20 protein-coding genes and 1 pseudogene are annotated in these 19,322 nt (G+C 76.3%); 16 read left to right on the top strand and 5 right to left on the bottom strand.

Annotated features, from left to right (window positions below; all coding sequences use genetic code 11):
- Window positions 1–104 precede the first annotated feature (104 nt).
- Window positions 105–531 (top strand): annotated as a pseudogene (locus ABD361_RS17915) (hypothetical protein); the annotation flags it as partial.
- Here ABD361_RS17915 and ABD361_RS17910 read toward each other — a convergent pair.
- Window positions 531–1,442 carry an SDR family oxidoreductase gene (locus ABD361_RS17910; protein WP_344436371.1) on the bottom strand — a complete coding sequence of 304 codons (912 nt, stop codon included), beginning with the start codon at window positions 1,440–1,442 and terminating at the stop codon, window positions 531–533. The pseudogene ABD361_RS17915 and the gene ABD361_RS17910 sit on opposite strands and share 1 nt — an antisense overlap.
- The gene (locus tag ABD361_RS17905) at window positions 1,443–2,237 is read right to left on the bottom strand and encodes an SDR family oxidoreductase (RefSeq protein WP_344436370.1); all 795 of its coding nucleotides are present in this window, start codon (window positions 2,235–2,237) and stop codon (window positions 1,443–1,445) included.
- Between the two features lie 85 nt (window positions 2,238–2,322).
- Here ABD361_RS17905 and ABD361_RS17900 point away from each other — a divergent pair, with 85 nt between their 5' ends.
- From ABD361_RS17900 to ABD361_RS17875, 6 genes are read left to right on the top strand one after another with little or no spacing between them, the layout of a single operon-like run.
- Window positions 2,323–3,084 (top strand): enoyl-CoA hydratase family protein, encoded by a 762-nt coding sequence (locus tag ABD361_RS17900; protein WP_344436369.1) that lies wholly within the window; start codon window positions 2,323–2,325, stop codon window positions 3,082–3,084.
- A 14-nt stretch (window positions 3,085–3,098) separates the two neighbouring features.
- Window positions 3,099–3,947 (top strand): CoA transferase subunit A, encoded by an 849-nt coding sequence (locus tag ABD361_RS17895; RefSeq protein ID WP_344436449.1) that lies wholly within the window; start codon window positions 3,099–3,101, stop codon window positions 3,945–3,947.
- Complete coding sequence (locus ABD361_RS17890; RefSeq protein ID WP_344436368.1) at window positions 3,944–4,708, top strand: CoA-transferase subunit beta; 765 nt, start codon at window positions 3,944–3,946, stop codon at window positions 4,706–4,708. Before ABD361_RS17895 ends, ABD361_RS17890 begins: the two co-directional genes overlap by 4 nt.
- Before the next feature lie 11 nt (window positions 4,709–4,719).
- Entirely contained in the window at window positions 4,720–5,766 is a 1,047-nt protein-coding gene (locus ABD361_RS17885; protein WP_344436448.1) for an NAD(P)H-dependent flavin oxidoreductase, read from the top strand.
- A gap of 20 nt (window positions 5,767–5,786) precedes the next feature.
- Window positions 5,787–6,623 carry an SCO6745 family protein gene (locus ABD361_RS17880; RefSeq protein ID WP_344436366.1) on the top strand — a complete coding sequence of 279 codons (837 nt, stop codon included), beginning with the start codon at window positions 5,787–5,789 and terminating at the stop codon, window positions 6,621–6,623.
- A 22-nt stretch (window positions 6,624–6,645) separates the two neighbouring features.
- Entirely contained in the window at window positions 6,646–7,326 is a 681-nt protein-coding gene (locus ABD361_RS17875) for an HAD-IA family hydrolase (RefSeq protein ID WP_344436365.1), read from the top strand.
- On the opposite strand, the gene ABD361_RS17870 is transcribed toward ABD361_RS17875, so the two are convergent.
- Genes ABD361_RS17870 through ABD361_RS17860 form a run of 3 tightly spaced genes read right to left on the bottom strand, consistent with a single transcriptional unit; the run spans window position 7,310 to window position 9,891 of the window.
- Window positions 7,310–8,467, bottom strand: a complete 1,158-nt coding sequence (locus tag ABD361_RS17870; protein ID WP_344436364.1) for an acetyl-CoA C-acetyltransferase — start codon at window positions 8,465–8,467, stop codon at window positions 7,310–7,312. The two genes, ABD361_RS17875 and ABD361_RS17870, sit on opposite strands and share 17 nt — an antisense overlap.
- Before the next feature lie 15 nt (window positions 8,468–8,482).
- Complete coding sequence (locus tag ABD361_RS17865) at window positions 8,483–9,085, bottom strand: TetR/AcrR family transcriptional regulator (RefSeq protein WP_344436363.1); 603 nt, start codon at window positions 9,083–9,085, stop codon at window positions 8,483–8,485.
- A gap of 14 nt (window positions 9,086–9,099) precedes the next feature.
- Complete coding sequence (locus ABD361_RS17860) at window positions 9,100–9,891, bottom strand: SDR family oxidoreductase (protein ID WP_344436362.1); 792 nt, start codon at window positions 9,889–9,891, stop codon at window positions 9,100–9,102.
- Between the two features lie 45 nt (window positions 9,892–9,936).
- Here ABD361_RS17860 and ABD361_RS17855 point away from each other — a divergent pair, with 45 nt between their 5' ends.
- The 9 genes from ABD361_RS17855 to ABD361_RS17815 all read left to right on the top strand — a co-directional run bounded on the left by ABD361_RS17855 (window position 9,937) and on the right by ABD361_RS17815 (window position 19,322).
- A complete protein-coding gene (locus ABD361_RS17855) occupies window positions 9,937–10,842 on the top strand; it encodes an enoyl-CoA hydratase (protein WP_344436360.1) in 906 nt (301 codons plus the stop codon).
- Window positions 10,843–11,979 (top strand): acyl-CoA dehydrogenase family protein, encoded by a 1,137-nt coding sequence (locus ABD361_RS17850; protein WP_344436359.1) that lies wholly within the window; start codon window positions 10,843–10,845, stop codon window positions 11,977–11,979.
- A gap of 7 nt (window positions 11,980–11,986) precedes the next feature.
- Window positions 11,987–13,021, top strand: coding sequence for an acyl-CoA dehydrogenase family protein (locus ABD361_RS17845; RefSeq protein ID WP_344436358.1), 1,035 nt, complete (start codon window positions 11,987–11,989; stop codon window positions 13,019–13,021).
- A 22-nt stretch (window positions 13,022–13,043) separates the two neighbouring features.
- Window positions 13,044–14,591: an FUSC family protein gene (locus ABD361_RS17840; protein WP_344436357.1), complete on the top strand. Its 1,548-nt coding sequence runs from the start codon at window positions 13,044–13,046 to the stop codon at window positions 14,589–14,591.
- Between the two features lie 256 nt (window positions 14,592–14,847).
- Window positions 14,848–15,330: a MarR family winged helix-turn-helix transcriptional regulator gene (locus ABD361_RS17835; protein ID WP_344436447.1), complete on the top strand. Its 483-nt coding sequence runs from the start codon at window positions 14,848–14,850 to the stop codon at window positions 15,328–15,330.
- Between the two features lie 29 nt (window positions 15,331–15,359).
- Window positions 15,360–16,001 (top strand): class I SAM-dependent methyltransferase, encoded by a 642-nt coding sequence (locus tag ABD361_RS17830; RefSeq protein WP_344436356.1) that lies wholly within the window; start codon window positions 15,360–15,362, stop codon window positions 15,999–16,001.
- A gap of 30 nt (window positions 16,002–16,031) precedes the next feature.
- Window positions 16,032–16,367 carry a response regulator transcription factor gene (locus ABD361_RS17825; RefSeq protein ID WP_344436354.1) on the top strand — a complete coding sequence of 112 codons (336 nt, stop codon included), beginning with the start codon at window positions 16,032–16,034 and terminating at the stop codon, window positions 16,365–16,367.
- A gap of 52 nt (window positions 16,368–16,419) precedes the next feature.
- A complete protein-coding gene (locus ABD361_RS17820) occupies window positions 16,420–16,872 on the top strand; it encodes an iron chaperone (protein WP_344436445.1) in 453 nt (150 codons plus the stop codon).
- Between the two features lie 164 nt (window positions 16,873–17,036).
- On the top strand, window positions 17,037–19,322 hold the full coding sequence (locus ABD361_RS17815; protein ID WP_344436353.1) for a heavy metal translocating P-type ATPase: 2,286 nt from the start codon (window positions 17,037–17,039) through the stop codon (window positions 19,320–19,322).

Genomic DNA, 19,322 nt, shown 5'->3' with positions numbered 1-19,322 from the left:
ACGCGCCCGCAGGCGAAGTGCCGTGAAGGTCGGCTGCAGGCCGTCGGTGGCTTGTCGCGCAGTTCCCCGCGCCCCTACGGGGCGGCCCATGCCGCCGGGATGCGGTGCTCGCCGCGCCGGTCGTCGGGGGGCTGCTCGGCATCGGTTTCGCCGTCGATCCCGGCAGCGGGCACGATCTGGTCATGGTGGTCCCCACCGGCGGCCACGGGCTCTTCGACGCGGTCACCGGGCAGAAGATCGCGCGCGAGTACGACCCCGACGACGAGGTGGCCGATGACGTGCCCGGGGCTCGGCCCGGTGGCGGGCGCGCGCGTGCACATCGCGGGGCTCATGGGGGGCGGTCTGCGCTGGCCCGCTCAGCGGGTGCTGCTGTCCGCCGGCGGCGGGGTCCGGCGGGGAGCGCACGGCGAGACGTGGCGGCACGTCTTCCACGCGCACTGCTCGGAGTTCCGCGCGGCGGGCTTCTCCCCGTCGGGACGTACGCTCGCGGTGGCCACCAGCAGCGACCTGAGCCTGTGGACGCGCCCGCCTCACGGCGCGCCGTGGACGGGTCCGGGCAGCCGCATGCGGGGCAGCAGGGCGCGGACGGCGCGGCCCGCCTCGGCGGGGGTCCAGCGTTCGCCCTTGTCGGTGGTGGGGCCGGGGTGCCAGCCCTCCATGACGGTGATGCGGCCCGCCTCGGCCTCGAAGACCTGGCCTGTGACGCCGTCGGAGTCGGCCGAGGCGAGCCACACCACCAGCGGTGAGACGTTGGCGGGGGCCATGGTGTCGAAGCCGCCGTCCGCGGGCGGGGCCATCGCCTCGGCGAAGGGGCCCTCGGTCATGCGGGTGCGGGCGGCGGGGGCGAGGGCGTTGACCTGGACGCCGTAGCGGGCGAGTTCGGCGGCGGCCACCAGGGTCAGGGCGACGACGCCGGCCTTGGCGGCGGCGTAGTTGGCCTGGCCCACGCTGCCGAGCAGTCCGGCACCGGAGGTGGTGTTGACCACGCGCGCCTGTGGGGTGCGGCCGGCCTTGGTCTCGGCGCGCCAGTGCGCCGCGGCGTGGCGCAGGGGCAGGAAGTGGCCTTTGAGGTGGACGCGGACGACGGCGTCCCAGTCGTCCTCGCCGAGGTTGACGAGCATCCGGTCGCGCACGAACCCGGCGTTGTTGACCAGGGCGTCCAGGCGCCCGTACGTCTCCAGGGCGGTGGCGATCAGGGAGGCCGCGCCCGCGTCGGTGGCGATGTCGCCGGTGTGGGCGACGGCCTCGCCGCCGCGCTGCCGTATCTCCTCGGCGGTGCGCCATGCCGGCTCCGTGCTGGCGCCGGTGCCGGCGGGGTCGGTGCCGAGGTCGCCGGCGACGACGCGGGCGCCCTCGGCGGCCAGGGCGAGGGCGTGGGCGCGGCCCAGACCCCGGCCGGCGCCGGTGACGGCGACGACGCGGCCGGCGCAGATTCCGTTCACTCAAGCGCTCCCCTCGGTCGTGGGGCCCTCGCCGGCGGCGGCGAGGAAGGCGGGGCGTTCCCCGCCGCCGTGGACGAGCAGGCTGGCCCCGGTGATGTAGGCGGCACGGTCGGAGGCGAGGAAGACGGGCGCCTGGCGGATCTCGTCGGGTTCGGCGAAGACACCGGCGGGGACGGTTGCGGCGACGGCGGCGAGGCGGGCGGCGTCGCCGTAGTGCAGGTGGGCGGATTCGGTGCGCACGAGGCCGGCGACGATGGTGTTGACGCGTACGGCGGGGGCCCATTCGACGGCCATGGTGCGGGCGAGGTTCTCCAGGCCCGCCTTGGCGGCGCCGTAGGCGGCGGTGCCGGGCGAGGGGCGGGTGCCGCTGACGCTGCCGACCATCACCACGCTGCCGCCTTCCGGTTGGCCGGCCATGATGCGCCGGGCGGCGAGGGAGGCGGCGAGCGGGGCGAGGAGGTTGAGCTCGACGATGCGGGCGTGGCGCTCGGCGGGGGCGGCGTCGAGGGGCCGGTGGGGGGTGCCGCCGGCGTTGTTGACCAGGACGTCCAGCCTGCCCGCGAGGGCGGCGACGCGGTCGAGGAGGTCGTCGGCGGCTTTGGGGCGGCGCAGGTCGGCGGGCAGGTAGCGGGCGGTGCGGCCGGCGGCCTCGACGGGCGCGGCGGGTGGTCTGCGGGCGCAGACGACGACGTGGGCTCCGGCGCGCAGGAAGGCGCGGGCGATGCCCGCGCCGACGCCCCGGGTGCCGCCGGTGACGAGGGCGACCCGGCCGTGGAGCAAGCCAGTTGTGCTCATTCACGCGCCTCCCCGGGCGACCGGGCGGCTGCTACCGTCGACAGCGACCGGTACACCTAACAAATGTTTGGTGAAAAGGTAGCCCATGGGCATCTCCACCGCACGCCCGGAGCGCGGCATCGCCGTCGTGACCGTCGACTTCCCGCCCGTCAACGCCCTCCCCGTCGTCGGCTGGCACGCCCTGGCGGACGCGGTGCGCGCCGCCGGCGCCGAACCGGCCGTCAACTGCGTCGTCCTGGCCGCCGCCGGGCGCGGCTTCAACGCCGGCGTCGACCTCAAGGAACTGCAGCGCCCCGCCGGCCACGCCGCGCTGGTGGCCGTCAACCGCGCCTGCGCGGAGGCGTTCTCCGCCGTCTACGACTGCCCCGTCCCGGTCGTCGCCGCCGTGCACGGCCACTGCCTGGGCGGCGGCATCGGCCTGGCCGGCACCGCGGACGCCCTGGTCGCCTCCGACGACGCCGTCTTCGGCCTGCCCGAGCTGGACCGCGGCGCGCTGGGGGCCGCCACCCACCTGGCGCGGCTCGTCCCGCAGCACCTGATGCGCACCCTCTTCTTCACCTCGCGCACCCTCACCGCCCGCGAACTGCACGGCCACGGCGCGATCTGGCGCGTGGTGCCGCGCCCGGAACTGGCCGGCGCGGCCCTCGCCCTGGCCCGGGAGATCGCGGCCAAGGACGGCGTGCTGCTGCGCCTGGCCAAGGCCGCGCTCAACGGCATCGACCCCGTCGACGTGCGCCGCAGCTACCGCTACGAACAGGGCTTCACCTTCGAGGCGACGCTCGCGGGCGCCGGCGACCGGCACCGCGACGCCTTCGTCAGCCGTCACCGTGGAAAGGAGCCGTCGTGACCGCCGACAAGACGATGACCGCCGACGAGGCCGTGGCCCGCCTGGCGGACGGCATGACGATCGGCATCGGCGGCTGGGGCTCGCGCCGCAAGCCGATGGCGCTGGTGCGGGCCCTGCTGCGGTCGTCCGTGACGGACCTGACGGTGGTCTCCTTCGGCGGCCCGGACGTCGGGCTGCTGGCGGCCGCCGGCCGCATTCGCCGGCTGGTCACGGCCTTCGTCACCCTCGACTCCATCCCCCTGGAGCCGCACTTCCGCGCGGCCCGGGAGCGCGGCGAGCTGGAGATGACCGAGCTGGACGAGGCGATGGTGATGTGGGGGCTGACCGCGGCCGCGCACCGCCTGCCGTTCCTGCCGGTGCGGGCGGGCCTGGGCTCGGACGTGCTGCGGGTCAACCCGCAGCTGCGCACCGTCCTCTCCCCGTACGAGGACGGCGAGGAGCTGGTCGCGGTGCCCGCCCTGGCCCTGGACGCGGCCCTGGTCCACCTCAACCGCGCCGACGCCCGCGGCAACGCCCAGTACCTGGGCCCCGACCCGTACTTCGACGACCTGTTCTGCGAGGCCGCGCGCGAGGCGTACGTCAGCTGCGAACGCGTCGTGGAGCCGGAGGAGTTCGCGGCGGCCGGGGGTCCGCAGAGCCTGCTGATCCAGCGGCACTGCGTCACCGGGGTGATCGAGGCGCCGCAGGGCGCCCACTTCACCTCCTGCGTGCCCGACTACGGGCGGGACGAGCGCTTCCAGGCCGCGTACGCCCGGGCGGCCGCCGACCCCGCGGCGTGGCGCGCGTTCACGGCGCGCTTTTTGTCGGGGGACGAGGAGGAGTACCGGGCCGCGGTCGCCGCCGACGCACGGGAGGCGGCGTGAGCGGCACGGGGCCGGCGAGCCGGGCGGAGATCTGCGTGGTGGCGTGCGCGGAGACCTGGCGCGGCGACGGCGAGGTCCTGGCCGCGCCCATGGGCCTGATCCCCACCATCGCGGCCCGGCTGGCCCGGCTGACCTTCGCCCCCGACCTGCTGCTGACGGACGGCGAGGCGCTGCTGGTCGCCGACGTGCCCGCCGTCGGCGCCCGGGCGCGGGTCGCCGAGGGCTGGCTGCCGTACCGGCGCCACCTGGGCCTGGCCATGGGCGGCCGGCGGCACGTGATGATGGGCGCGAGCCAGCTCGACCGCTACGGCAACCAGAACATCAGCTGCATCGGTGACTGGGAGCGGCCCGCCCGGCAGCTGCTGGGCGTGCGCGGGGCGCCGGTCAACACGCTCAACCACCCCACCAGCTACTGGATCCCCCGGCACTCCCCGCGCGTGATGGTCGAGCACGTCGACATGGTCTGCGGGGTCGGCAACGACCGCGCGACCGCGGCCGGCCCGTCCGCCACGCGCCACCACTGCCTGCGCCGCGTGGTCACCGACCTGGCCGTACTGGACTTCGCCACCCCCGACGGCCGCCTGCGCGTCCGCTCGCTGCACCCGGACGTCACGCCCGAGGAGGTGCGGCGGGCCACCGGATTCCCCCTCGACGTCCCCGCCGGCGCACCGCGCACCCGCGAGCCCACCCCGGCCGAACTGCACCTGATCCGCGAGGTGCTGGATCCCGGGGGCCTGCGCGAGAAGGAGGTGCCCCGGTGAGCGCGCCCGTCCTGCCCACCGCGCTGACCCGGCTGACCGGCGTCACCCATCCCCTCGTGCAGACGGGCATGGGCTGGGTGGCCGGCCCCCGCCTCGTGGCGGCCACGGCCGAGGCCGGTGCCCTGGGCATCCTCGGCGGGGCCACCCTGTCCCCGGCCGCCCTGCGCGCCGCGGTGCGCGAGGTCGCCTCGCGCACCGGCCGGCCCTTCGGCGTCAACCTGCGCGCGGACGCGGCGGACGCGGCCGAGCGCTGCGCGATCCTGGTGCAGGAGGGGGTGAAGGTCGCCTCCTTCGCGCTGGCCCCCGTCCCGCAGCTGATCGCCCGCCTCAAGGACGCCGGAGTGGTGGTCGTGCCCACCGTGGGCAGCCGGCGGCACGCGGAGAAGGTCGCCGCCTGGGGCGCGGACGCGCTCGTGGTGCAGGGCACCGAGGGCGGCGGGCACACCGGGCCGGTGGCCACCGGGGTGCTCCTGCCGCAGGTCCTCGACGCGGTGGACGTCCCCGTGGTCGCCGCCGGCGGTTTCCACGACGGACGCGGGCTGGCGGCCGCCCTCGCCTACGGCGCCTGCGGCATCGCCATGGGCACCCGCTTCCTGCTCACGGCCGAGAGCACCGTGCCGGCAGCCGTCAAGGCCGCCTACCTGGCGGCCGGTGTGCGGGACGTCACCGTCACCACCAAGGTCGACGGGCTGCCGCACCGGATGCTGCGCACGCCCTTCGTCACCGGCCTCGAACGGGCCGGGCGCGCGGGGACGTTCGTACGGGCCCTGCGGCACGCGGCCGCCTTCCGCCGGCTGACCGGCATGCGCCGCAGGGAGCTGCTGCGCGACGGGTGGGCCATGAAGCGCTCCCGGGACCTGACGTGGAGCCAGGTGCTGCTGGCGGCGAACGCGCCGATGCTGCTGCGGGCGGCCATGGTGGAGGGCCGGGTGGAGGCCGGGGTGATGGCGGCGGGGCAGGTCGCGGGCGTCATCGACGACCTGCCGAGCGTGGCGGAGCTCGTGGAGCGGGTGATGGCGCAGGCCTGCGCGACTCTGCGAGGCTTGCCCCGACCGTGACCGCACCCGAAGGAGGCCCCGTGCCGGACGCCCGCTCGCTGTGGCAGCTCTTCGAACCGGTGCACGCCGTGACCTACTTCGCGCCCGAGGGGCCGGCGGCCTTCCACGAGGCGGGGCTGCGCGGCTGGTGGCGCGCCTACTTCGCCGGCCGCGCCGCCCCGCTGGGCGCCGCCGGTCCGGCTCAGGTGACCGCCTCCTTCTTCGGCTTCGCCCCCGCCACGGTGGCCCGCGCCCTGCCCGCGGTCTGGGACACGGTGCCCCCGCACGCCGCGCTGGAGCTGCGGCGCACGGGCGCCCGCGCCGCGCTGGGCCGCCTGCTGGCCGGGCACGAGAAGGAGACCGTACGGGCGGCCGGGCTGCTGGGCACGGTGGTGGACGGGCTGGACTGCGCCGGGCGCGTCCTGGCCGCCGCCAATGCCGCCCTCGCGCTGCCGGACGACCCGCTGGAGCGGCTGTGGCAGGCGGCGACGGTGCTGCGCGAACACCGCGGCGACGGCCACGTGGCGGCCCTCGTCGCCGCCGGCCTCGACGGCTGCGAGTCCCTGGTGCTCCGGGCGGGCAGCGACGTGCCCCGCTCCGAGCTGCAGCCGTACCGGGGCTGGACGGACGAGGAGTGGGAGGCGGCCGCGCGCCGGCTGGCGGCACGGGGCCTGCTCGGCGCGGACGCACGGGTGACACAGGCGGGACGGGAGCTGCTGGCCGGCGTGGAGGAGGCGACGGACCGGGCGGCGGGGCGCGCGCTGGAGGGAGCGCCGGACGCCGAACTGGCGGCCGCTCTCCTGCCCTTGGCGCACGCGTGCACGGCGGCCTTGCGCTTCCCGAACCCGATCGGCCTGCCGCGACCGCCGACGGGCTGAGCACCCGGTACGCTCCGCACTCGTGCACTTTTCGGTTGACGCTCTTTTATTCGACAGTGATGACACGGTGGTCTCGACGCGCCTGGTCTCCCGCGTATGGCGGCAGTGGGCGCAGTCGTACGGCATAAGCCTCGACGAGGTCAAGGCCCGGGTGCCGATCCACGGCCGGCCCGCCCGGGCGATCATCGCCGACCTCCTGCCCGGCCCCGACGTGGCCGGCGCCGTGCGGCGCCTGGAGGAGGCGGAGGTGGCGGACGCGCTGGCCGGCAACGTCACCGCGGTCGCCGGGGCCGCCGAGCTCATCGCCTCGCTGCCCGCGGACCGCTGGGCCGTGGTGACCTCCGGCGCCCGCCGCGTCGCCGAGGCGCGCCTGGCCCGGCTGGGGCTGCTGCCCGAGGTGCTCGTCACCGTCGACGACACCACCCGTCACAAGCCCCACCCGGAGCCCTTCCTCCTGGCGGCGCAACGACTCGGCCTCGACCCGGCCCGCTGCGCCGTCGTCGAGGACTCCCCCGCCGGGCTGGCCTCCGGGCGGGCGGCGGGCATGACGACCATCGCCGTGACGACCACCCATGCCGCCGAGGACCTCGAGGCGGACGCGACGGTGGCGGACCTCACCGGGATCACCGCGCGCGTCGCGCCGGACGGACGGCTCCAGGTCACGGTCGGCCCGCGCAAGGACGCGCCTACAGCCGCTCGATGACCGTCACGTTCGCCTGCCCGCCGCCCTCGCACATCGTCTGCAGGCCGTAGCGGCCGCCGGTGCGCTCCAGTTCGTGCAGGAGCGTCGTCATCAGGCGCGCCCCGGTGGCGCCCAGCGGGTGGCCCAGCGCGATGGCGCCGCCGTTGACGTTGACGCGCCCGGGGTCGGCGCCCGTCTCCTTCAGCCATGCCAGGACCACCGGCGCGAACGCCTCGTTGACCTCGAAGAGGTCGATGTCGTCGACGCCGAGGCCCGTGCGCTCCAGGGCGCGGGCCGTGGCGGGGATGGGCGCGGTGAGCATGCGGATCGGGTCCTCGCCCAGGGCGGAGAGGTGGTGGATGCGGGCGCGCGGGGTGAGCCCGTGCTCGTGCACGGCCCGTTCGCTCGCGAGGAGCAGTACCGCCGCGCCGTCGGAGACCTGCGAGGAGACGGCCGCGGTCAGCCGCCCGCCGGGCACCACGGTGCGCAGGGCGGCCATGGCCGCCGCCGAGGTGTCCCGGCGCGGGCCCTCGTCGGCGCCCACGCCCTCGTACGCGGCGGTCTCGCGGGTGAAGCGCCCTTCGTCGGCGGCTTGCACGGCCCGCCGGTGGGAGCGCAGGGCGTACTCCTCCATCTGCTCGCGGGTGATGCCCCACTGGTCGGCGATCAGCTCCGCGCCGTGGAACTGGTTCACGGGCTGCTCGCCGTAGCGGGCGCGCCAGCCGCGGGAGCCGGCGAAGGGGCCCTGGACCAGGCCCAGGGGTTCGGCGGCGCGGTGGAAGGCGTAGCCGATGGGGACCTGCGACATGCTCTGGGTGCCGCCGGCGACGACGAGGTCCTGGGTGCCGGAGAGCACGGCCTGGGCGGCGAAGTGGACGGCCTGCTGGCCGGAGCCGCACTGCCGGTCGACGGTGACGCCGGGGACGTGTTCGGGCAGGCCGGCGGCGAGCCAGGCGGTGCGGGCGATGTCGCCGGCCTGCGGGCCGACGGTGTCCAGGCAGCCGAGGACCACGTCGTCGACGGCGGCCGGGTCGGCGCCGGTGCGGCGCAGGAGTTCGGTGATGACGTGGGCCGCCAGGTCGGCGGGGTGGGCGCCGGCGAGGCCCCCGCCCCGCCGTCCGACGGGGGTGCGTACGGCTCCTGCGATGTAGGCCTCGGCCATGACCGTCTCTCCTCCTCACTCGCGCAGGGCGATGCCCTCCAGGACGATGGACAGGTACTGCTCGGCGATCTCCTCGGGGCCGTGGGTGCCGTCCGGCCGGTACCAGGAGGCGGCGACCCACACGGTGTCGCGCAGGAAGCGGTAGGCGAGCCGGACGTCGAGGTCGGCGCGGAAGGCGTGCTCGGCGACGCCGCGCCGCAGCACCTTCAGCCACATGCGCTCGAAGCGCTCCTGGGAGGCGGCGAGGTAGCCGAAGCGCGGGTGGCCGGCCAGGTGGCGCGCCTCGCGCTGGTAGATGGCGACGGCGGCGCGGTGCCGGTCGATCTCCCGGAAGGACTCGGTGACCAGGGCCCGCAGGGTCTCGCGGGGCGCCAGGCCGGCGGCGAGGACGGCGTCGTAGCCGGCCCACAGCTCGTCGAGGAAGGCGGAGAGGATCTCGTCGAGCATCGACTCCTTGGAGTCGAAGTGGTAGTAGAGGCTGCCGGCGAGGATCCCCGCCTCGTCGGCGATGCGGCGGACGGTGGTGGCGCTGTAGCCGTGCTCGGCGAAGACGGACGCCGCCGTCGCCAGCAGTTCGGTGCGGCGCCCGGGGTGGGGCCTGGGGGTCGTGGTGGGCACGCGGCCATTGTCCGTCACGGGTGGCGGCTGCTGACGGAGACGGTCTCGCCGGTCATGTACGAGGAGTAGTCGCTGGCGAGGAAGACGACGACGTTGGCGACCTCCCACGGCTCGGCGGCCCGGCCGAAGGCCTCGCGCGCGGTGAGCTCCTCCAGCAGGGCGGGCGTGGTGACCTTGGCCAGGTGGGGGTGGGCGGCGAGGCTGGGCGCGACGGCGTTGACGCGCACGTGGAAGTCGGCCGCCTCCAGGGCCGCGCAGCGGGTGAGGGCCATGACGCCGGCCTTGGCGGCCGCGTAGTGGGCCTGGCCGCGCTGGGCGCGCCAGCCGGCGACGGAGGCGTTGTTGACGACGACGCCGCCCCGCCCGTGGGCCCGCATCCGGCGCAGGGCGGCGCGGGTGCAGCGGAAGGTGCCGGTCAGGGTGGTCTCCAGGACGCGGTGCCACTGCTCGTCGGTCATGTCGGCCAGCTCGGCGGTGCCGCCGAGCCCGGCGTTGTTGACGAGGACGTCGAGGGGGCCGTGGCGGGCCTCGGCGAGGTCGAGGAGGCCGGCGACCTGGTGTTCGTCGGTGACGTCGCAGGGGGTGCCGGTGACGCGGTCGGCGCCGAACTCGCCGGCGAGCGCGTCCACGGTCTGCGCGAGGCGGCGTTCGTGGGCGTCGCCGAGGACGAGGTGTGCGCCCTCCTCCAGGAAGCGGCGGGCGGTGGCCCCGCCGATGCCGGTGCCGGCGGCGGCGGTGACGACGGCGGCGCGGCCGGCGAGCAAGCCGTGGCCGGGCACGTAGGACGGCACCTCGACGCTGCTCATGGCCGTACGGTAACCTACCAAACACTTGTTAGGGAAGGACGGTTCATGTCCGCTGACCCAACATCCCGCGACAACAGGCTTCTTGACGTCCCGTCGGCCGAGCCCGTGGTGCGCTACGAGCGGCTGGGCCCGGTGGCCACGGTCACCATGAACCGGCCCGCGTACCGCAACGCCCAGAACTCCGCGATGACCTACGCCCTGGACGAGGCGCTGTACGCGGCGGCGGCCGACGACAGCGTCAAGGTGGTCGTCCTGGCCGGCGCCGGGAAGCACTTCTCGGCCGGTCACGACATCGGCACCCCCCAGCGCGACGCCCACCTGCCGCACGCGCGCGTGGCCGGGCTGTGGTGGGACCACGCGGACAAGGCGGGTGCCGAGCAGCGCTTCGCCCGCGAGGCGGAGGTCTACCTGGGCATGTGCCGGCGCTGGCGCGAGCTGCCCAAGCCGCTGATCGCGAGCGTGCAGGGGGCGTGCGTGGCGGGCGGGTTGATGCTGGCCTGGGTGTGCGACCTGATCGTCGCCGCCGACGACGCCTTCTTCGCCGACCCGGTGGTGCGCATGGGCATTCCCGGCGTCGAGTACTTCGCGCACCCGTGGGTGCTGCCGCCGCGCGTCGCGAAGGAGCTGCTGTACACCGGCGACCGGATGGACGCCCGGCGCGCGCACGAGCTGGGCATGGTCAACCGCGTGGTGCCGCGCGCCGAACTCGCCGCCGCCACCCGCCGGCTGGCCGAGCGCGTGGCCGCCATGCCGCGCCTGGGGCTCGCGCTCGCCAAGCGCGCCGTGAACCAGGCCGAGGACCTGCAGGGCCTGCACACGGGCCTGGACGCGGCGTTCGCGCTGCACCACCTCGCCCACGCGCACAACGCCGAGACCTCCGCGGACCCGCTGGCCGGCCTGGACGCCAAGGCCATGGCCCGCGCCGCGAAGGACGCCCGGAAGGGCACCTGAATGGACCTCGACCTCGCGCCCGAGGACGCCGCGCTGCGCGCCGGAGCCCGCGCATGGCTCGCGGCCCACGTGCCGCCGGAGCCGCTGCCGTCGCTGGAGACCGAGGCGGGCTTCGCCGCCCACCGCGCCTGGGAGCGGACGCTGCACGAGGCCGGCTGGTCGGTGGTCTCCTGGCCGCAGGAGTACGGCGGGCAGGGCTGCTCCCTGCTGCAGTGGCTGCTCTTCGAGGAGGAGTACTGGGCGGCCGGCGCCCCGGCCCGGGTCTCGCAGAACGGCACCCAGCTGCTCGCGCCGACCCTCTTCGCGCACGGCACGCCCGCGCAGCGGGCGCGGATCCTGCCGGCGATGGCGAGCGGCGAAGAGGTCTGGGCGCAGGCGTGGTCCGAACCGGAGGCCGGTTCCGACCTCGCCTCGCTGCGCTCGGCCGCCGTGCGCACCGGCGGCGGCTGGCTGCTGCGCGGCCACAAGACGTGGTCGTCGCGGGCCGCGTTCGCCGACCGCGCCTTCGGGCTGTTCCGCAGCCATCCGCGCGCGGGGCGGCCGCACGAGGGCCTGACGTACCTGCTGTTCCCGCTACGCGCGCCGGGCGTGACGGTGCGGCCCGTCGGCCGCCTGGACGGCAGGCCGGCCTTCGCCGAGATCTTCCTGGACGACGTCTTCGTGCCCGACGAGGACGTGGTGGGCGAGCCCGGGCAGGGCTGGCGGGTGGCCATGAGCACGGTGGGCAGCGAGCGCGGGCTGACGCTGCGCAGCCCCGGCCGCTTTAGCGCCGCCGCGCGGCGCCTGGCCGCCCTGTGGCGCGCCCGCGGCAGCGACCCGGCCCTGCGCGAGCGGGTCGCCGACGCGCTGATCCGGGCCCGCGCCTACCAGTTGTACGGGTACGCACAGGCGTCCCGCCCGCCGTCGGCGCCGGGTGCACAGGCCAGTGTGACGAAGGTCTTCTGGTCCGAGCTGGACCTCGCCCTGCACGAGACGGCGCTGGACCTGCTGGGCCCCGAGGGCGAAGTGGCGGGGCAACCGTGGGCGGAGGGCTGGCTCTTCGCCCTCGCGGGGCCGATCTACGCCGGCACGAACGAGATCCAGCGCGATGTGATCGCCGAACGGCTGCTGGGGCTGCCGAAAGGACGGCGCGGATGAGGTGCGCATGAGGTTCTCCCTGGACGCCGAGCAACGGGACTTCGAGCAGCTGCTGGAGCGGGTCCTGGCCGGGGCGGGGGTGCCCGCGGCCGTACGGGCGTGGGCACGCGGCGAGCACGGGCCGGGCCGCACGGTGTGGCGGCGGGCCGCCGACGCGGGGGTGTTCACGCTCGCGGTGCCGCAGGAATTCGGGGGTGCGGGCCTGCTGCCCGTCGAGGCGGGCGTGGCCTTCACCGCGCTGGGCCGGCACTGCGCGCCGGGGCCGCTGGTGGAGACGGTGGCGGCCGCGGTGCTGCTGGCCCGTCTGGCGGAGGCGGGCGAGGCGGGCCCGGCACGCCGGTGGCTGGCCCGGGTGTGCGCGGGCGGCGCGGTGCTGACGCTGGCGGCGCCCGGGGCGAGGCCGTCGGCGCTGGACGCGGACGCCGCGGACGCGCTGCTGGTGGTGGAGGGCGACGTGCTGCGGCTCGCCCCCGGCCACGGCCCGGTGCGGGCGTCGGTGGATCCCGCCCGGCGCCTGGCCGTCCCGGACGGCGGCGGGGAGGTCCTCGCGACGGGCCGCGCGGTGCGCGAGGCCGCGGCGGGGGCCACCGTGTGGGCGGCCTACGCGACCGCCGCGCAGGCGCTCGGCGTGGGGCTGGCGCTGCTGGACAAGGCGGTGGCGTACGCCGGCCGGCGTACGCAGTTCGGCCGGCCCGTGGGGTCCTTCCAGGCGGTCAAGCACCGGCTGGCGGACACGCTGGTGGGCCTGGAGTTCGCCCGTCCCCTGCTGCACGGGGCCGGCGTGGCGCTGGCCTCGGGTGCGGCGACGGCTGCGGGCGAGGTGGCGGCGGCCAAGGCGGCCGCGGGCGAGGCGGCGTACGCGGCGGCGCGCAGCGCGCTGCAGGTGCACGGGGCCATGGGCTATACCGCCGAGTACGAGTTGTCGCTGTGGCTGGGCAAGGCGCGGGCGCTGCGGTCGGCGTGGGGCACTCCCGAGCAGTGCCGGGAGGCCGCCCTCAGGGGACTCTTTCCCGAAGCCTTTCACGCAGTCTTTCACGAGTAAAACACCTGTTAATCTTTTGGTCATGGCGAAGCACTTCTCCGCCCTGGTCCGGCTGCGCCCGGCCGCGGACATCTGGTACAAGCCGGCCCTGAGCGCCGTCGTCGCGATGGCGGTGCCCGACGCCGTCCTGCTGGCCGCCGGCCGCCTGGACCTCGCGCTGTACACCGCCGCCGGAGCCCTGTGCGCGCTCTACGGGCACGACCTGCCCTACGCCCGGCGGGCCCGCGCCCTGGCCGGCGTCGTCCTCGGCACCCTCGCCGGCGTGGGCACCGCACTGACCTGCTCCGCACTGACCGGCTCCGCGCCCGTGCTCGTCCTCGGCGCCGCCCTCGTCGCGGCGGCGCACCGGGCGGCGTGCGACGCGAGCGGGATCGGGCCGCCCGGCAACGTCGTGCTGACCTTCGTCACCTCGAGCGCCTTCTTCGTCCCCCAGCGGCCGGGCGACGTCCCCGGCCACCTCGCCCTGGTGGCGGCCACCGGGGCCCTGGCCTGGCTGGTGTGCATGGCCCCGGCGGTCCGGCGGCCGCACGGCCCGGAGCGCGTCGCCGTCGCCCGCGCCCTCGCCGCCCCGGCCCGGCTGCTGGAGGCGGCCACCCCCGCCGAGCTGGCGGCGGCCCGGCACGCCGCGGTGACGGCGATCGGCGCGGCCCGGCGCGCGGTCGCCGGCCGGCCGCCGGTGACGCAGCCGCTGGCCTCGGCCGAGGCCGCCCTGGCCGCTCTTGCCACCGGGGAGACGGATGCCGCCGCGGCCGTCCGGCTGCGGGCCGCGGCCCGTGCCGTACGCCGCGACCGGACGGCCCTGGCCCCCGTCGGCCGCGCCGCCGGGCCGGCCCTGCGCGGCACGGCCCCGCTGCCCGTCGCCGCCCGCGTCGCGCTCGGCGCCGCCCTCGCCGGGTGGGCCTCGCTCGCGCTGGGCAGCGCCCACCCGTACTGGGCCGTGGTCAGCGCCGCCTCCGTCGTCCAGCCCAACACCACGCTGTCGTGGCAGCGCGCCGTGCAGCGCGCGCTCGGCAACCTCCTCGGGCTGGCCCTGTTCACCGCCCTGCTGCCGGTGGCCCGTACGGGCGCCGCCGCCCTGGTCGGCCTCTCGCTCGCCCTGCAGTTCGGCGCCGAGGCGCTCATCTCGCGCAACTACTGGCTCGGCAGCGTCTGCGTCACCCCGATGGCCCTGCTGCTCGGCGAGTTCGCCGCGCCGCACCCCGCGGGCGGCCTGGTCGCCGACCGGTGGACCGACACCCTCGTCGGCTGCGCCGTGGGCCTGCTGGCGTGCGCCGCGGTCACCAACCGGCGGGCCACCCGCCGCGCCGAGGCGGCCCTGGTGCGCGCCCGTGCCGCACGCCACGCCGCCGCGGCCGCCCGGCTGCACGCAGCCGTCGACCGGGAGCAGGCGCGCGACCGGCTCGCGGCCGCGCTCGTGGAGCTGCGCACCGCGGCGGACGTCGCCGCGGGCGAGTGGTGGCAGCCGGCACCGGCCGCCGCCCGGGCCGCCCGGGCCTCCCGGGAGGAACACGAGGGCCACCGCGTGCTGGCCGCCCTCCACGGACGGGCACCGGCGAGCAGCGCCCCGTAGGGGCGCGGGGAACTGAGCGGCACGTCGGCTGCGGGCACGTCGTGGCTTGTCGCGCCCGCGCGGCGGAGCCGCAGATCGATCCTGCCCCGCGCCCCTACCGGGCGCCCGGCGCCGCGCCGTGGGACGGGCCACGGCAGAATCGGAGCCGGAGCACCCACCGGAGAGGATCGAGAACGTGGACCGGGACGCCGAGGCGGCCAGGAACGAAGGAGCCGGCGAGGCCACCGGCGCCGCCGCGGAGGACGTCGTCGCGCGCGTGCTGCGCCAGTGGCAGCAGGTCAGCCCGGGCCTCGACACCGCCCCGATGGCCGTGATCGGCCGTCTCAACCGGTGCGCCGCCCTGCTCCAGCAGGCGGCCGACGCGCCGCTGGCCCGCGAGGGGCTGGCCCGCGCGGAGTTCGACATCCTGGGCACCCTGCGGCGCACGGGCGGCGAGCTGACCCCGGGCCAGATCGCCCGGGAGACCTTCGCCTCGGGCGCCGCCGTCACCAAGCGCGTACGGGTGCTGGAGGAGCGCGGGCTCCTCGCCCGCCGGCCCGACGAGCGCGACCGGCGCGTGGCCCACCTCTCGCTCACGGACGCGGGCCGCGAGCTCATCGACCGGCTCGTGCCGCAGCAACTGGCCTACGAGCAGGACCTGCTGACGGGCCTGGGCCGGGAGCGGCAGGAGGAGCTGGCCGGCACCCTGGCCCGGCTGCTCGTCCACCTCGAAGGGCGCCTGGGGGGCCTGCAGCTGTAGGGCCGGGGCGGGGTCTAGTGTCCTCGGTCATGACCGAACGCTCCTCCCACCTGCGCACCACCGTGGACGCCTACGACGCCGTCGCCGTCCGCTACGCCGCGTTCGTCCGCGACGCGCTCGACACCCTGCCGCTGGACCGCGCGATACTCGCCGCGTTCGCCGACCTCGTGCGGGCCGCCGGCGGCGGGCCCGTCGCCGAACTGGGCTGCGGCCCGGGGCAGACGACCGCGCACCTGCGGGATCTGGGGCTGGACGCCTTCGGCGTCGACCTGTCGCCGGTGATGATCGGCCTCGCCCGTGAGGCCTACCCGGACCTGCGCTTCGAGGTCGGCTCCATGGACGACCTGGACCTGGCCGACGGCACGCTGAGCGGCATCGCCTCCTGGTACTCGGTCATCCACACCCCGCCGCACGACCTGCCCGCGTACCTCGCCGAGTTCCGGCGCGTCCTCGCGCCCGGGGGTCATCTCCTGCTCGCCTTCTTCGAGTCGGAGGGCGATCCGGTCACGGCGTTCGGCCACAAGGTGACGACGGCCTACCGGTGGCCGGTCGACGAGCTGGCCCGGCTGACCCGCGACGCCGGGTTCGCCGAGGTCGGGCGGATGCTGCGGGAGCCGGTCGAGGGCGAGCGGTACCGCCGGGGGCACCTGCTGATGCGCGTGGGCGCGTAGGCCCTCGTCGGGCCCGTCAGGCCGGCCGACGTGCTCGCGCTGCTCGGGCAGAACCTGAGCAACGCGGAGATCGCCGCCCAGCTGTTCATCTCGGTGCGCACCGTCGAGTCGCACGTCTCCTCCCTGCTGCGCAAGGTGCAGGTGACGGACCGCCGGGCGCTGTCCCGGTACGCGGCCGCCTCGGCGCGCCCGGCGCCGGCCCTCCGGCCGTACTCGCCGGGCACCCGGACGCCCGGGCCGCGCTCGCCGGCCTCGGGCTCGCGCCCGCGGCGCTCCGGGAGGGTTTCGCCTGAGGGTTTCCGTGGGGGTTTCCGTGGTGAGCACGGAGGCGGACCGCGGCCGGGACGGGGGAAGCTGTGGTCATAGAAGCTTTGGTCACAGAAGCTGTGGTCACAGTGATCGACGGACAGGAGCGATGATGAGCAGCACGGGCAGCGGCGCGTACGAGGGGTTCACGCCCGAGGAGCGGGCCGCGATGAAGGAGCACGCGCAGGAGCAGAAGAAGGCCGCGCGCCGGGCGTCGCGCGAGGAGAAGGCGGCGGAGGCGGAGCGGGACGTGCTCGCCAAGATCGCCGAGATGGACGAGGCGGACCGGATCATGGCCGAGCGCGTCCACGCCGTCGTCACGGCCAGCGCCCCGGACCTGGCGCCGAAGCTCTGGTACGGCATGCCGGCCTACGCCCGCGACGGCAAGATCGTCTGCTTCTTCCAGAGCGCGGCGAAGTTCAAGTCCCGCTACGCCACCCTCGGCTTCAGCGACCAGGCGCACCTGGACGACGGCGCGATGTGGCCGGCCGCCTTCGCCCTGACCGAGGTGACCGGTGAGGTCGAGGCCCGCATCGCCGCCCTGGTGAGGCAGGCGGTGAGCTGAGGACGGGGGTCCTGATGCCGGGAGGCGGTCGCGCAAGCGGCCGCCTCCCGGCGTTTGCGCACCTTGCACGGGATACACCCGGGGGGTATAACGGAAACCGTAAATACCCCCTAGGGGTATCGGAGGGGGTACGGCCCCGTCGTCCGGCGAGGAGCGACACGAGCATGACGACCACGACCAGCGGCACACCTGCGGACACCGGCACCGGTGCCCTCGGCACCGAACTGCTCATCGGGGGGATGACCTGCGCCTCGTGCGCCGCGCGCATCGAGAAGAAGCTCAACCGCATGGCCGGGGTGAGCGCCACCGTCAACTACGCCACGGAAAAGGCCCAGGTCACCCACAGCGCCGACGTCACCGTCGCCGACCTCGTCGCCACGGTGGAGGCCACCGGCTACACCGCCGCCCCGCCCGCCCCGAAGACCGCCGGGCCCGGCGGACCCGCCGGGGAAGGGGAAGGCGAAGGGGACGACGAGAGCGCCGGCTTGCGCCGCCGGCTGATCGTCTCGGCCGTCCTCGCGCTGCCGGTGGTCGTGCTGGCGATGGTCCCCGCCTGGCAGTTCACCTATTGGCAGTGGCTCTCGCTGACCCTGGCCGCGCCGGTGGTCGTCTACGGCGCCTGGCCCTTCCACCGGGCGGCGTTCACCAACGCCCGGCACGGCGCCGCCACCATGGACACCCTGGTCTCGGTCGGCACCTCGGCCGCCTTCCTGTGGTCGGTGTGGGCCCTGTTCCTCGGCGACGCCGGGATGCCCGGCATGCGCCACGCCTTCTCCTTCACCGTCGAACGCGGCCACGGCGCGGAGAACATCTACCTCGAGGCCGCGGCCGGCGTGACCGCCTTCATCCTGGCCGGGCGCTACTTCGAGGCCCGCGCCAAGCGGCGCGCCGGAGCCGCGCTCCGGGCGCTGCTGGAGCTCGGTGCCAAGGAGGTGACCGTCCTGCGCGGCGGCCGCGAGCAGCGGATCCCGGCCGCCGACCTGGCCGTCGGCGACCGCTTCGTGGTCCGGCCCGGCGAGAAGATCGCCACCGACGGCACCGTCGTCGAGGGCGGCTCGGCCGTCGACGCCTCCCTGCTCACCGGCGAGTCCGTGCCCGTCGAGGTCGGCGTCGGCGACACCGTCACCGGTGCGACGATCAACGCCGGCGGCCGGCTGGTCGTCCGCGCCACCCGCGTCGGCGCGGACACCCAGCTCGCCCGCATGGCCCGCCTGGTCGAGGACGCCCAGAACGGCAAGGCCGCCGCCCAGCGCCTCGCCGACCGCATCTCCGCCGTCTTCGTCCCGGCCGTCATCGCCCTGGCCCTGGCCACCCTCGCGTACTGGCTGCTCACCGGCGCCGGCGCCACCACCGCCTTCACCGCCGCGGTGGCCGTGCTCATCATCGCCTGCCCCTGCGCCCTGGGCCTGGCCACGCCGACCGCCCTGATGGTCGGCACCGGCCGCGGCGCCCAGCTCGGCATCCTCATCAAGGGCCCGGAGGTCCTGGAGAGCACCCGCGCGGTCGACACCGTCGTGCTGGACAAGACCGGTACGGTCACCACCGGCCGCATGACGCTGCTGGGCACCCGCACCGCCGAGGACACCGACGAAAGCGAGGCGCTGCGCCTGGCGGGCGCCCTGGAGCACGCCTCCGAGCACCCCATAGCCCGGGCCGTCGCCGCCGGCGCCGCCGAGCGCACGGGCACCCTCCCGCGCGCCGAGGGCTTCGCCAACGTGCCGGGCCTGGGCGTGCGCGGCGAGGTCGAGGGCCGCACCGTCCTCGTGGGCCGTACGAAGCTGCTGGCGGACGCGGGCATCGCCCTGCCCGCCGACCTGGCGCGGGCCGTCGCCTCCGCCGAGGCCGCCGGGCGCACGGCCGTCGCCGTCGCCTACGACGGCCGGGCGCGGGCGGTGCTGGAGGTCGCCGACGCCGTCAAGGACACCAGCGCCGAGGCCGTGCGGCGGCTGCGCGCGCTGGGCCTCGCGCCCGTCCTGCTCACGGGCGACAACCGGGCCGTGGCCGAGGCCGTCGCCGCGGAGGTCGGCATCGACGAGGTGATCGCCGAGGTGCTGCCCGAGGAGAAGGTCGACGTGGTCCGGCGCCTGCAGGAGCAGGGCCGTACGGTGGCGATGGTCGGCGACGGCGTCAACGACGCGGCCGCCCTGGCCCGTGCCGACCTGGGCCTGGCGATGGGCACCGGCACCGACGCGGCCATCGAGGCCGGCGACCTGACGCTGGTGCGCGGCGACCTGCGGGTGGCGGCGGACGCCATCCGGCTCGCCCGCCGGACGCTCGCCACCATCAAGTCCAACCTCTTCTGGGCCTTCGCCTACAACGTGGCTGCCCTGCCGCTCGCCGCGTCCGGCCTGCTCAACCCGATGATCGCGGGCGCGGCGATGGCCTTCTCCTCGGTCTTCGTCGTCGGCAACAGCCTGCGGCTGCGCCGCTTCCGCGCCGCGCAGGCGTAA

This window comes from Streptomyces luteosporeus, assembly GCF_039532865.1.
GTDB classification, from domain to species: Bacteria; Actinomycetota; Actinomycetes; order Streptomycetales; family Streptomycetaceae; genus Streptomyces; species Streptomyces luteosporeus.
The sequence above is the reverse complement of the archived record's forward strand: the minus strand, read 5'-3'. Positions and strand labels throughout refer to the sequence as shown.